The organism is Pedobacter heparinus DSM 2366, assembly GCF_000023825.1.
Taxonomy (GTDB): domain Bacteria; phylum Bacteroidota; class Bacteroidia; order Sphingobacteriales; family Sphingobacteriaceae; genus Pedobacter; species Pedobacter heparinus.
On the sequence record NC_013061.1, the window covers coordinates 1,756,745 to 1,769,755 of the forward strand.

Sequence of the window (13,011 nt, forward strand, 5' to 3'; positions counted from 1 at the left end):
TATGGATACCAAAGATCTGTTAAAAAAAGTAAGGAAAATTGAGATCAAAACCCGGGGTTTAAGCAACCAGATTTTTTCTGGCGAATACCAGTCGGCCTTTAAAGGTCGCGGTATGGCCTTTAGCGAAGTCAGGGAATATCAGGTGGGTGACGAGATCCGTACCATCGACTGGAACGTAACTGCCCGTTTTAACCATCCCTATGTAAAGGTGTTTGACGAGGAACGTGAAATGACAGTGATGCTGCTGGTTGATGTAAGCGGATCTAAAAACTTTGGAACACAGCTCCAGCTGAAGCAGGAGCTTGCCACTGAGGTATGTGCGGTACTTGCTTTTTCGGCCATACAGAACAACGATAAAGTAGGGGTACTCTTTTTTAGCGATAAGGTAGAGAAGTTTATTCCACCAAAAAAGGGCAGAAGCCATATTCTGATGATCATCAGGGAGCTGATCGACTTTAAGCCCGAAAACAAAGGCACGCATGTAGCCGAAGGGTTACGTTATTTTACCAGTGCAATCAAAAAGAGGTGTACCGCTTTTCTGATCTCTGATTTTATGAGCAGTCCTTTTGAAAATGAACTTAAAATAGCCAACCGGAAGCATGACCTGATTGCCCTGAGGTTATATGATGTTCATGAAGAAGAATTTCCTGACTTAGGCCTGATCCCGGTAAAGGATGAAGAAACAGGACAGATTGAGTGGATCAATACAGGGGATAAAAAGGTAAGGCATGCTTTTAAAGCTGCAGCATTGGAAAGGAACGGCAGACTGGAAGATCTTTTCAGAAGGTCGGGGGTCGACTTTACCAAAATAGGCACCCATGAATCCTATATTAAACCATTAATGACATTATTTAAGAAAAGAGAGGCCAGAAGATAAGGATATGAAGCAGTATTTTAATTTCAGCTGGTGTTTACTGTTGTTGCTGGTAGGTATTTCCTTCAGTGGGTTGGCCCAGAACATCAAAGTACAAGCTAAACTGGACCAGACTACGATCGAACTTGGCGATCAGACCAGGCTGCATTTGATTGTTCAGCTACCTGCAAAAACGCATATAGATTTTCCTGTTCTGGCCGACACCATTTCTTCAAAGGTACAGGTGGTGGAAATGGGCAGAACAGATACCATAGCCGATAAAAATAATCCGGGTATGGATATCATCAGCAGAACATATACCATAACCTCTTTTGATGCCGGTCTGCATATGATTCCGGCTTATGTATTTCATAGTAAAAACGGTGATTTTAATACTGGAGCACTTCCTTTAGAGGTGAAAGCCGTTAAGGTAGATACCACAAAGGCAATTTATGATATCAAAGAACCTTTAGCCGTTTCCTATTCTTTTATGGATTGGCTGCGCGACAACTGGAAATGGGTAGTTTTCTCGTTAATTGTTGTTTTAGCAGTTGCAGGCCTGTTGTACTATTGGATCAAAAAACGGAAAAACAAGCCTGCTCAGGTGCAGGAAGCCAGACCATTGGTTCCTCTACACACCATTGCGCTGGATAAGCTGGGTGCTTTAAGGGCTAAAAAGCTATGGGAACAAGGTCAGGTGAAAGCATATTATAGTGAGCTGAGTGATATTGTAAGGGAATATCTCGAAAAGCGGTATCCGATAAATGCGCTGGAACAAACTTCGGAAGAGATTTTCTCAGGATTGAGGCATTTGAACATTGCTGAGCAGGATATGGACAGGTTAAAGCAGCTGCTGGTATTGGCAGACCTGGTGAAGTTTGCAAAGGAAAAGCCATTACCGGCAGCCAATGAACAGAGTATGGAAAACGCCATCAGTTTTGTAATGAATACGAAAGAAATTCCTTCTTTAACTGAAAATAAATTCAATGGGCATGTTTAGTGGAATAGAATTCGCCAACCCAGGCTTTTTCTGGCTCATGCTCATCATCCCCCTGATGCTGGCCTGGTACATCTGGAGGAACAGCAAACTGCAGGGCAGTCTGAGCATGTCGGCCGTAAAGGGGTTTTCGCTGGCAAAAAGAAATGGTTATGCCATTTTAAGGCATTATGGTATCGCATTAAGGATATTAGCACTGATGGCACTGATCATTGCGCTGGCCAGGCCACAATCGGCCTTTAGCTGGCAAAATTCAACTACCGAAGGCATTGATATTGTAATTGCAACAGATATTTCGGGCAGTATGCTTGCTGAAGACCTTAAACCTAACCGGCTGGAAGCGGGAAAGAACATCGCCATTGATTTTATCAAAGGCCGTCCGGAAGACAGGATAGGGCTGGTTATTTTTAGTGGTGAAAGTTTTACACAATGTCCCTTAACCATAGACCACGATGTGCTGATCAATTTATTCAGCGACATCAGCAATGGAATGGTAGAAGATGGAACGGCAATCGGGATGGGACTGGCAACTGCGGTTAACCGCTTAAAAGATAGTGAAGCCAAAAGCAAAGTGGTGATTTTGCTTACCGACGGATCAAATACTACAGGTTCTATACCACCTTTAACTGCTGCAGAAATAGCCAAACAAATGAAGGTTAGGGTGTATACCATTGGGGTAGGTACAAAAGGCTATGCTCCATATCCGGTAAAAACACCTTTTGGTACACAATACCAGCAGGTACCTGTAACCATTGATGAAGGCGTGCTCTCGAAGATTGCGGGCATAACAGGAGGAAAGTACTTCCGTGCTACCAATAACGAGAAGCTGAAAGAGATTTACCAGCAGATAGATAAGCTGGAAAGGGCCAAGATTGCAGTGACCCAATACCACAAAAAAACAGAACGCTTTTTACCTTTTGCCCTTATTGCATTGGTTTTACTGCTATTGGAGTTTTTATTAAGAAATACAGTTTTTAAAGGAGCCTTAACTTAAACAGATGCTACGTTTTGAACATATAGAATTTTTATGGGGCCTGGCACTTATCCCTTTGATGGTCGTTGTTTTTTTTATGCTGCGCAGGTGGAAAAAAAAGGCCTTGGCCAATCTGGGGAATGCTTATACCGTAAAAAAAATGATGCCAGAGGTTTCTTTTGGCCGGCAGGGATTAAAATTTGTATTTTTTGTACTGGCTTATGCGGCCCTGGTACTTGGCGCTGCCAATCCGCAGATCGGTACTAAAATAGAAGAAGCAAAGCGAAGCGGGTCCGACCTGATGATCCTGCTGGATGTATCGAACAGTATGCTGGCGGGCGACCTGGCGCCAAACCGATTGGAAAATGCGAAACGTGCAATCTCCCAGTTGATTGACAATTTGCACAACGACAGGATCGGGATTATCATTTTTGCCGGCGAGGCCTATGTACAACTGCCCATTACAACCGACTATTCTGCCGCTAAACTCTTTCTGAATAACATTACTACTGATATTGTGCCTACACAGGGCACAGCTATTGGTGCTGCTATTGATATGGGTATGAAATCTTTTAATTTTGTGAACGGGACCAGTAAGGCCATGATTTTAATGACCGATGGGGAAAATCATGAAGACGATGCAGTTTCGGCAGCTAAACGCGCAAGCGCGAAAGATGTGGCCATTCATGTGATTGGTGTTGGTTCAGAAGAAGGGGCACCAGTCCCCATTTATAAAAATGGTAAACCCGTAAGCTTTCATACAGACGAGGCCGGAAAAACAGTAGTGAGCAAGTTGAATGAGCAGATGTGTAAAGAAATTTCGGAGGCAGGGGATGGTGTTTATGTAAGGGCAAGTAATGCCAACAGCGGTTTAAACATTGTGATGGACCAGGTAAATAAAATGCAAAAGAAAACTTATGACAGCAAAGCCTTTAAAAATTACGAAGACCGGTTCCAGTTTTTCCTCGGTTTATCACTACTGCTGCTGTTGCTGGAATTCTTTATTTCCAACCGGAAAAATTTAAAGTTAAGTGAGTTGAACTTGTTTGAAGTGAGGTAATTATGAAGCAGCTGATCATGATGGTGTATATGGTATTGTTGGGCACTGCGGCATTTGCACAGCAGGAGAAAAAATACATCCATAAGGGAAACGAATTGTATAAACAAGGGAAATATACGGAGGCAGAGGCCAGTTACCGCAGTTCGGTAGAAAAAGCCAAATCCTCTGTTGCCGGGAATTTTAACCTGGGGGATGCACTGTACAAACAAAAGAAGTTTGACAATGCGGCCCAGAAGTTTACCGAGATTGCAGGATCATCAGAAAATAAGCAGGTAAAAGCCCAGGCCTACCACAATTTGGGAAATTCCCTGCTGGAAGCGAAAAAACTGGAAGAGAGCATAGCAGCCTATAAAAAATCGTTGCTCAATAATCCTAAGGACGATCAGACCAGGTACAATCTGGCCTATGCCCAGGAAAAGCTGAAACAACAGCAGCAGCAAAATAAAAACGATAAGAACAAGGATAAGAATAAAGATAAAAAAGACCAGCAAAACAAGGACCAGCAGGATAAAGACAAAAAGAACCAGGACAATAAAGACCAAAAAGATAAGGATAAACAGGATCAGGACAAGAAAGACCAGGATAAAAAGGACCAGCAGAACGGGCAGCAGCCCCAACCCAATCAGTTGTCTAAAGAAGATGCAGAGCGAATGCTGGAGGCCTTAAAAAATGAAGAGAAGAATACCCAGGACAAGCTGAAAAATAAAAAGGCCAAAGGGGTAAAGGGACGTATTGTTAAAGATTGGTAATGGTATTTAAGAAATGAAGATGAAACGTTATATATTGTCGATGCTTTTATTGTGGACAAGCACCGTGTTTGCCACAGCAATAAAGTATGCTGATGACATAAAGGTAACTGCATCGGTCAGCAAAAGCCAGGTAGGAACCGGAGAGCATTTTGAAGTTGTCTATTCCATCAGTGGTAATGGAAATATTGAGGCTTTAACCCCTCCATCATTTAACGGTTTCCAGGTGCTGGGTGGCCCTAACCAATCCTCCAGTTTTACTTCTGTAAATGGAAGAACCTCATCCAGCATGACTTTAAGCTATGATCTGATGGCGGTTAAAGAAGGAGATTATACCATTGGCGGGGCTACACTGGTTATAAGCGGGAAGCAGTATAAAACCAATGCCGTAAAAATAAAGGTAGTTAAGGGCACTGCAGTTCCCCAAAATGCGCAGGGCAATTCGGGCGGGCGGCAGCCAGACCAGCGGGTAGAAGGCAATGCTTCAAATATAGCCAAACGCTTATTTATCCGGGCCGTAGCTAATAAAACCAATGTTTACCAGGGAGAGGGACTTGCCGTAACTTATAAACTATATACCAATATTGAACTGGTAGACAATGCACTGGATAAACTGCCGGATTTTAATGGTTTCTGGAGTCAGGAGATCAAAAACAATGATCCAAATGTGCGCTGGGAAACAGAAACTTATCAGGGAAGCCGGTATAATGTTGCTGTTTTAAAGGAAATTATTCTGTTTCCGGAGCGTTCGGGTAAGTTAACGCTTGATCCACTGGCCATGACTTTTCTGGTCAGACAACAGGTTTCCTCGGGCGATTCAAATGATCCTTTTGACATGTTCTTCGGATCGTATAAGGATGTGAAATACAAAATAAAAAGTTCGCCGGTTACCATTAATGTAAAGCCACTGCCTGAAACCGGTAAGCCCGAAGGCTTTGAAGGTGCCGTGGGTAATTTTTCTATTGCGGCCATAGTGGATAAGCAGGAACTGAAAGCCAATGAAGCGCTTAACTATACCTTAAAAATAACCGGGTCAGGCAATTTAAAATTGTTGAAGGCACCTACAGTAAATTTCCCGGCTGATCTTGAAAAATACGATCCTAAGCTAACCGACCGCCTGACTGAAAGTCTGAACGGTGTTTCCGGAACCAGGGAATATGCATATTTACTGATCCCAAGGCACGAGGGCAATTATACCATCGAACCCTTAAAGTTCTCTTATTTTAATCCCTCTACGCAAAAATATGTGACCTTATCAACAGGCTCATTTGATTTAAAAGTAGCAAAAGGTGCACCTGGGTCGAACGTTACGGCCTATTCTTCTGCAAATCAGCAGGACATCAAGATGCTGGCCAAAGACATTACCTATATTAAAACAGATATGGGCGGCCTGCATCAGAAAGGAAGTTCTTTTTACGGATCAACTGCTTATTACCTTTTACTTTGCTGTGGCCCCTTACTGTTTGCCGGTGCATTGGTCTACCGGAAACGATACAGGGAGAACAATCGTGACCAGGTGGCTGTACGCGGAAGGAATGCCAATAAAATTGCTGCTAAACACTTGGCCAGTGCAAAAAAACAATTGCTGGCCGGCCAAACAACGCTCTTTTATCAGGATGTTTACAAAGGTTTGTACCAATACCTGGGCGATAAGTTTAATATTGCAGCTGCAGAATTGAACAAAGACAATATCCGTACGCAACTGTTTGCCAGGGGTATTGACGAACGTTTGATCAAACAGCTGGAGGAAACACTGGATTTGTGTGAAATGGCCAGGTATGCCCCGGTATCAGGAATATCCGAACAGGAAGTATTTGACAAAGCAAAGAATACCATTAATGAGATCGAGACCAATGCATAAATATTTAAAATATACCCTGTATGCCTGGCTTTTGCTTTTGGCCATGCCCTTACTTTCATCGGCAAATGAACAGCCGGAAGCATTATTAAAAAAAGGAAATTCGGCTTATGCAAAGGAACAGTATAAAGAGGCCCTTGCCGCCTATCAGCAGGCATTGGATGCAGGTTATGAGTCGGTAGCACTCTATTTTAACACAGCCAATGCTTATTATAAACTGGCTGAAATGCCCGCTGCAATTTTAAACTACGAAAAAGCGGCTAAACTGGCTCCGGGGGATGAGGATATACAACTGAACCTTAAACTTGCCAATTTAAAAATAACTGACAGGATAGAAGATGTTCCTGAGTTTTTTCTCACCACCTGGTGGAAATCCTTTATATTTTCCTTTTCTGCAAAAACATTGGCAGTATTTAATGTAACCAGCTTTATTGTTGGTTTTGTGTTGCTCATTGCCTATCTGTTTTTAACTGCGGTAGGGCATAAAAAACTGGCTTTTTATGCAGGTATAATTGTTTTATCCCTTGGTCTGATCAGTTTTATTGTAGTCAATGTCCAATCCGGTTATCTGAACGGAAAATCTCAGGCCATTGTTTTTAGGGGTGCTGCTGATGTGAAAAGCGGCCCTGATGCGAAACAAAAAACTTTATTTGTGATCCATGCGGGCACCAAAGTCAGCATTAAAGCAAATAACAATGGCTGGATCAATGTGGTGCTTTCGAACGGTAATTCAGGCTGGATTGCGGCTTCCGATGTAAAAGAAATATAATATCTTTGCGGAAATCTCCCCAAATATATTTTTATAAAATTGAAGAAAGTTTTTAAAATTACAGGAATAAGTCTTTGTACTTTACTGTTACTGCTGCTGGTAACGCCTTATTTATTTCAGGATACCATTTCCAGGGAAGTTCAGCGATCCATAAACAAGAGCATTAAGGGCGAAGTGAAGTTTAAGGGGGTTGGCTTGTCCTTTTTCCGGCATTTTCCTTCATTAACGCTTAATCTGGACCAGTTTATGCTCAAAGGTGCTGCCCCATTCGAAAAGGATACCTTACTATATAGCAAAGCCCTCTCCTTTAGGGTAAACCTGGCTACTGTCTTTTCTGAGCAGATAAAAATTGACCAGTTTTTTTTAGATGAAGCGGTGATCAATGTAGAGGTAGATGAAAAGGGCCGTGCCAATTACGATGTGTACGAAAGTAAAGCTAAAGAAGGCGGGGCAACAGATACAACTGCTACGGCCATAAAAATTGAAGGCATTTTTATCAATAAAAGCAAACTAACTTATAACGACCGTTCTGTGCCCATGCTGATCAGTGCTGCAGACCTGAATTACGCTGGTAAGGGTGATCTGAGCAAAGCGATATTTGACCTGAGCAGTAAGGCAGAAATAGGTTCGCTGGATGTTTATTATAACAATGAACCTTATTTATTGAATAAAAAGATCAATGCCAGACTGGTTACAAAAATCAATACCAATTCACTGGATCTGATGTTTGATGAGAACGACCTGAAGATCAATTCCCTGCCCATACATTTTGTAGGCCGCTTTTCTTTTATAGAGGGTGGGTACGACATCAAATTCAGGACAAAAGCCAAAGAAACCGATCTGCATAATATTTTTACGGCCCTGCCACCTGCAATTGCTGAACGTATGGAGAAAACCAATATCAAAGGTTATGCAGAAATCAAGGCCTCCTTAATCGGAAAATATCTTGCCGGTAAAAATATTATGCCCACGCTATCTTTTAATTTAAAGATCAGGGAAGGAGAGATTTCGAACCCCAAAGCACCGGAACCTATCAGTAAATTATACATTAACCTGCAAACCAAATTACCATCTTTAAATCCGGACAGTCTGTACATCAATATGGATAGTTTATATTTCAATATTGGAAAGGATTATGTAGGGGCGATGCTGAATTTCAGGGGCTTAAAGGAACCGGAAATCTATTTAAACAGCCGGGCAGACCTGGATCTCGAAAAATGGGCGAAAATTTTTAGCCTGGATCAGCTACGGGGCCGTTTCTTAATGGATGCACATGCCGAAGGAAAGTATACTAAAAAAGTAGTCAGAACCGGCATCAGAAAGGTAGATACTGTAATAGCAACCATACCTGTGTTTAAACTAACTTCCAGTTTAAGCAATGGCTATTTTAAATATGCTTCGCTGCCGGCAGCAATTGATAAGATCAGTTTTAACATCAACGGGCACAATAACGACGGGGATTATAAACATACTGAATTCGAGATCAGCAGCCTGAACATACAGGCATTGTCCAATTATATCCGCGGCTTTGTAAAGCTGCGTACTGCGGGCAAAACACCTGTTGATGTGCAGTTAAATGGCTTGTTAAACCTGGCCGAGATCAAAAATTTTTATCCTTTGAAAGACCTGGAGCTCAACGGTAAGCTGAACCTGAACCTGAAAAGCAGGGGTGCCTATAACAAGGTCAAAAAGCAGTTTCCGGTTACTGAAGCCGCCATTTTGTTAAATGATGGGCGGATTAAAACAACACATTTTGACCAGGCACTGGAAAAAATTTCCATTGACGGGGTACTGACCAACAGAGATGGCACTTTAAAAAACACCCTGATGAACATCAAACCTGTATCTTTTGAAATGGGCGGGCAGGCCTTCCAGCTAAAAGCTGCGGTACAAAACCTTGAAGATATAAAGTATAACATTACCTCAAAAGGGAGCATAGACATTGGGAAAATGTATAAGTTGTTTGCCATGAAAGGCTATGATGTAAAGGGATCTATATTTACCGATGTTGCTTTTATGGGCAGGCAAAGTGATGCAATGGCCGGAAGATACCATAAGCTGAATAACAGTGGGAAAGTAGTGATCAAAGAGATGACCTTGAATTCGGATCTTTTCCCTAAATCTTTCCTGGTAAACAAGGGTGTGTTTTCTTTTAAACAGGACAAGATGAAGTTTGAGCAGTTTAAGGGCAGGTATGGGCAGTCCGATTTCAGTATGGATGGTTTTTTGGGCAATGTAGTTAACTATGTGCTTACTGATCAAGCGAAACTGACCGGAACCTTTAACCTGAAAAGCAGGAAATTATTTGCTGATGAGTTTATGGCCTACGATGGTCCGGCAGCAACAGCTGTTTCTAAAGAGGTTGGGGCTGCCAGCGGAGTAATTATGATTCCCGACAACCTGAACGTAAACGTAACAGCCGATGCGGGTTCAGTATATTACAATGGGCTGATCATTAAAAATGCCAGGGGAGGGTTAAGGCTGAATAATGGTGTGCTTACACTCGATAAAACCAGGTTCAATTTAATTGATGCTACAGTAAGCATGGATGCGAAATACCAAAGTATAAATCCATTGTCTGCTACTTTCGATTATCACATCCAGGCTACGGAATTTGATGTGGCAAAAGCATATAAGGAGATTAAATTGTTCAGGGACATGGCCACATCTGCTTCAAAAGTTAAAGGTGTAATTGGCCTGGATTACCAGCTTTCGGGTAAATTGAATAAAGATATGATGCCTGTTTATCCCTCATTGAAAGGAGAGGGGACACTGTCTGTAAAGAAGGTGAGCCTGATGGGCTTTAAAATGATGAATGCGGTGAGCAGGGCTACAAAACGCGACAGTCTTTCCAATCCGGATGTATCTGAAGTAAAGATCAAAAGTAAAATAGCCAACAACATCATTAACATAGAGCGGTTCAAGATGCGTATTGCCGGTTTCAGGCCAAGGTTTGAAGGTCAGGTTAGCTTTGACGGACGTTTAAATATGAGTGGCCGTCTTGGTTTACCGCCATTCGGTATATTGGGAATCCCATTGAGCATTACCGGAACACAGGAAAATCCGAAAGTTGCGTTAAAGAGAAATAAAGAAGGTAAACTGGAAGAAACAGCAGAGGAGTAACCTTTTCTGATGTAGCCTTCAATATTGTCTATTTTACCGCTTATAGTGCCAAAGATGCCATTGTTTAGTCTTGCCATAACTTTTTTTTAATTCTGGTACTAAGCTAATATGGTTAATGTGCATCGCCAATGCATTTTACTGTGAGTAAAGTTATTTTACATTTTTGCTGGCGCAAAAATAGACCATTGAAAGGCCCAGGCCGGCTGGTATCCGAACAATACCCGAACAACAGCCGGGTAGGAGAGAAGGAAAGTAACTTAACAGCGGGGAAAGGTTATAGCTTCTTTACAACATTAGCTCAATATTTTTATTAAACTGTTATCAACATGACATTAGAGCATTTTTCTTCCTATAAAGGCACCTTTACCTAACAAAAAGTTAATCGCTTTATCAATATTCCGGTTCCTGCTTTCTTCTGTTTTTAAGCCAGAAATGTATCTTATTATCTCTTTTTGCATAGAAGGGCTAAGAAGATCAAATTTGGATTTGGCCTCTGGACTCTTTTTTAATGCCTTTAATAGCTCGGGATGGGGCTTAATTGTCCGATCGGACGGGTCAAATTTAATGGTCACTTTAATGGTTTCCCCGATTAGTTTGGGAGAGTCTTTAAGCATTTTCGTATTGATATAGAGTCGCCAAAAACCACTGTACTTAAGTAAAGTTTGCTGGTACGGTAAGCCGTTTACAGTTCCCGCAACCGGAATATGGCTCTTGTTTTTACCTGCCTGAGTAAAAATTTCGGCCAGAATAACTTCCGGAACCTGAACGTAGGGATTAATACCTATTATTTCCAGGGATGCCTGGAAGGAATGACTTTTCATTTTAGTTTTTTAAGGTATCTGGCTTTAAAGATAAAAATTGTATATGGTTGAAGAAACAATTAAGCTTTATATGTTCCAAATATTCGATCCCAAATGGAAGTATAAAAACCAAAGTTTCTTTGTTCGTTTAAATGATGTTGGTTATGAAATTTTGTAGTTCCTAAAAATAATTGTTCCATCCATTTTGGAAAGAATTCCCGGTTTAGATGACCAATAGTTCCCCAAATTAAATTGATAAACAGATAAATTGTAATGGAAAAAATAGAAAAATCATACAACATAAAAACAGAGATCATCATCAATCCGAAACCTAAGGTTTCAAAGGGATGCAACACAAAAAGACTCAGGAAATTAGTACTCTTATGTTCGTGATGTTTGCGGTGTAAAATTTTATAGATAAACGGATGATGTACCAGGCAATGAAAAATATACATGAACAGGTCCATTACCAGTGTAATCGCTATAATTTCAATAAGAAGCGTCAGGATAGTTTTAGACTCGTTTAATGTAATCCATCCCGATTTCCACAAATAAACACCAATCAACATCACAACGATATTAAGGAATAAGGTTAGAAAACTTACATACAAATCAGATTTTAGAAAAGGATGATCAGTTATTTGAATCTTATTTTTCGAGCAGGTTTTATCAATAAAAAGGTAAAATCCAATCGAAAGCAAATACAAAAATACATTGGATATCAAACTGAAAATAATCCATTCCAGCAAGGATAGGCTTTCAAAAAGTAATTTCATCTAGTCAAATTTACGCAGAATAACTTTAATAAACCCACACGGGAAATCGCTTAAGAATCCCCGGCAAACCTCTTACGATAGCCAATGGGTGATAAATCAGTAAACCTCTTAAACACTTTTCTGAATGCGTCGATGTCTGTATAACCTGCCTCATAGATAATTTCATTTATGGTCTTCTTGCCGGCTTCTAATTGCTTTTTCACAAACTCGACTTTTACACGCTGGATATATTCCAGGATAGAATTGCCGGTGCATTGCTTAAAATGCCGTTCAAATGTTCGTCGACTGACAGCGACCATTTCGCAGATCTCATCTACACTATAAGCAGTTGTCGGATTAGCTTCAATAAAAGCCTGTGCTTTCAATACCGTTTCCTGACCGTGTTTCTTTTGTCCGATGAAGATGGCAAATGGGTTTTGGCTTTTTCGCTCAATGTCGATCTCGAACATCTTAGAGGCCAAAATGGATATCTCACGACCCAAATGTTTTTCAATAATATAAAGGATTAGGTTTAGGTAAGAAAAGCCTCCTCCACAAGTATAAATACCCTGTTCATCGGTAATAATGGTATTATCAATAACTGTAATATTGGGAAACTTTGTTTTAAATTCGTTTTTAGCGGCCCAATGTACTGCACACTTTTTATTGTCCAACAAGCCCGTGGATGCCAAAAAAAACGAACCAACGCAAAGACAAATTATCTCCGCTCTGTTACGGTGTTGCTTACAAACCCATTCAACGTATTCCTGGTTTTTCGATATAGCTTCCCCAAAATCTCCGCACAGTAATGGGATAACAATAACATCGGTCTTTTGAATCTGATCAATTGTTTTATCTGCAAATACAGCATACAACCCGCTATTGAGTCTCGTATCCTTTGCACAGCCAACAATCTCGATTTTATAAAAATCTGGTTTACCCTGATAATTCATAAAATCGTTAACCCGGCTGAAGATCTGGTGAGCGCTATCGATGCTGGTCAGAGTCGCATCATAAAGAGGCAAAATAGATATATGTTTCATAGATTAAATTTAGCGAAACACATTGGCGCAATCA

At 41.0% G+C, this 13,011-nt stretch carries 11 protein-coding genes; 8 read left to right on the top strand and 3 right to left on the bottom strand.

Features of this window, described 5'->3' with window-relative positions; all coding sequences use genetic code 11:
* Position 1: 1 nt before the first annotated feature.
* Genes PHEP_RS07400 through PHEP_RS21535 form a run of 8 tightly spaced genes read left to right on the top strand, consistent with a single transcriptional unit; the run spans position 2 to position 10,379 of the window.
* Positions 2-877: a DUF58 domain-containing protein gene (locus tag PHEP_RS07400; RefSeq protein WP_015807308.1), complete on the top strand. Its 876-nt coding sequence runs from the start codon at positions 2-4 to the stop codon at positions 875-877.
* Between the two features lie 4 nt (positions 878-881).
* A complete protein-coding gene (locus tag PHEP_RS07405; RefSeq protein ID WP_015807309.1) occupies positions 882-1,853 on the top strand; it encodes a hypothetical protein in 972 nt (323 codons plus the stop codon).
* Entirely contained in the window at positions 1,846-2,844 is a 999-nt protein-coding gene (locus tag PHEP_RS07410) for a vWA domain-containing protein (protein ID WP_015807310.1), read from the top strand. The genes PHEP_RS07405 and PHEP_RS07410 overlap by 8 nt, the downstream gene beginning before the upstream one ends.
* A 4-nt stretch (positions 2,845-2,848) precedes the next feature.
* Entirely contained in the window at positions 2,849-3,883 is a 1,035-nt protein-coding gene (locus PHEP_RS07415; protein WP_015807311.1) for a vWA domain-containing protein, read from the top strand.
* Positions 3,884-3,885: 2 nt separating this feature from the next.
* Positions 3,886-4,632, top strand: a complete 747-nt coding sequence (locus PHEP_RS07420; RefSeq protein WP_015807312.1) for a tetratricopeptide repeat protein — start codon at positions 3,886-3,888, stop codon at positions 4,630-4,632.
* 19 nt (positions 4,633-4,651) lie between these two features.
* Positions 4,652-6,490 (top strand): BatD family protein, encoded by a 1,839-nt coding sequence (locus PHEP_RS07425; RefSeq protein WP_238326448.1) that lies wholly within the window; start codon positions 4,652-4,654, stop codon positions 6,488-6,490.
* Entirely contained in the window at positions 6,468-7,256 is a 789-nt protein-coding gene (locus PHEP_RS07430; RefSeq protein ID WP_238326449.1) for an SH3 domain-containing protein, read from the top strand. Before PHEP_RS07425 ends, PHEP_RS07430 begins: the two co-directional genes overlap by 23 nt.
* 39 nt (positions 7,257-7,295) lie before the next feature.
* The gene (locus PHEP_RS21535) at positions 7,296-10,379 is read left to right on the top strand and encodes an AsmA family protein (RefSeq protein WP_015807315.1); all 3,084 of its coding nucleotides are present in this window, start codon (positions 7,296-7,298) and stop codon (positions 10,377-10,379) included.
* Between the two features lie 332 nt (positions 10,380-10,711).
* On the opposite strand, the gene PHEP_RS07445 is transcribed toward PHEP_RS21535, so the two are convergent.
* The 3 genes from PHEP_RS07445 to PHEP_RS07455 are packed head-to-tail and all read right to left on the bottom strand — an operon-like array spanning position 10,712 to position 12,977.
* Positions 10,712-11,200 (bottom strand): YdeI/OmpD-associated family protein, encoded by a 489-nt coding sequence (locus PHEP_RS07445; protein WP_015807316.1) that lies wholly within the window; start codon positions 11,198-11,200, stop codon positions 10,712-10,714.
* Between the two features lie 59 nt (positions 11,201-11,259).
* Positions 11,260-11,955, bottom strand: coding sequence for a sterol desaturase family protein (locus PHEP_RS07450; protein ID WP_015807317.1), 696 nt, complete (start codon positions 11,953-11,955; stop codon positions 11,260-11,262).
* 50 nt (positions 11,956-12,005) lie between these two features.
* Positions 12,006-12,977, bottom strand: coding sequence for a GlxA family transcriptional regulator (locus PHEP_RS07455; RefSeq protein ID WP_015807318.1), 972 nt, complete (start codon positions 12,975-12,977; stop codon positions 12,006-12,008).
* Between the last annotated feature and the right edge of the window lie 34 nt (positions 12,978-13,011).

Excerpts from the sequence above, each read along its gene's own strand:
- PHEP_RS07400 (WP_015807308.1), top strand. The coding sequence starts at position 2 with ATGGATACCAAAGATCTGTTAAAAAAAGTAAGGAAAATTGAGATCAAA.
- PHEP_RS07415 (WP_015807311.1), top strand. The coding sequence starts at position 2,849 with ATGCTACGTTTTGAACATATAGAATTTTTATGGGGCCTGGCACTTATC.
- PHEP_RS07405 (WP_015807309.1), top strand. The coding sequence starts at position 882 with ATGAAGCAGTATTTTAATTTCAGCTGGTGTTTACTGTTGTTGCTGGTA.
- PHEP_RS07420 (WP_015807312.1), top strand. The coding sequence starts at position 3,886 with ATGAAGCAGCTGATCATGATGGTGTATATGGTATTGTTGGGCACTGCG.
- PHEP_RS07410 (WP_015807310.1), top strand. The coding sequence starts at position 1,846 with ATGTTTAGTGGAATAGAATTCGCCAACCCAGGCTTTTTCTGGCTCATG.
- PHEP_RS07430 (WP_238326449.1), top strand. The coding sequence starts at position 6,468 with ATGAGATCGAGACCAATGCATAAATATTTAAAATATACCCTGTATGCC.
- PHEP_RS07425 (WP_238326448.1), top strand. The coding sequence starts at position 4,652 with ATGAAACGTTATATATTGTCGATGCTTTTATTGTGGACAAGCACCGTG.
- PHEP_RS07445 (WP_015807316.1), bottom strand. The coding sequence starts at position 11,200 with ATGAAAAGTCATTCCTTCCAGGCATCCCTGGAAATAATAGGTATTAAT.
- PHEP_RS07455 (WP_015807318.1), bottom strand. The coding sequence starts at position 12,977 with ATGAAACATATATCTATTTTGCCTCTTTATGATGCGACTCTGACCAGC.
- PHEP_RS07450 (WP_015807317.1), bottom strand. The coding sequence starts at position 11,955 with ATGAAATTACTTTTTGAAAGCCTATCCTTGCTGGAATGGATTATTTTC.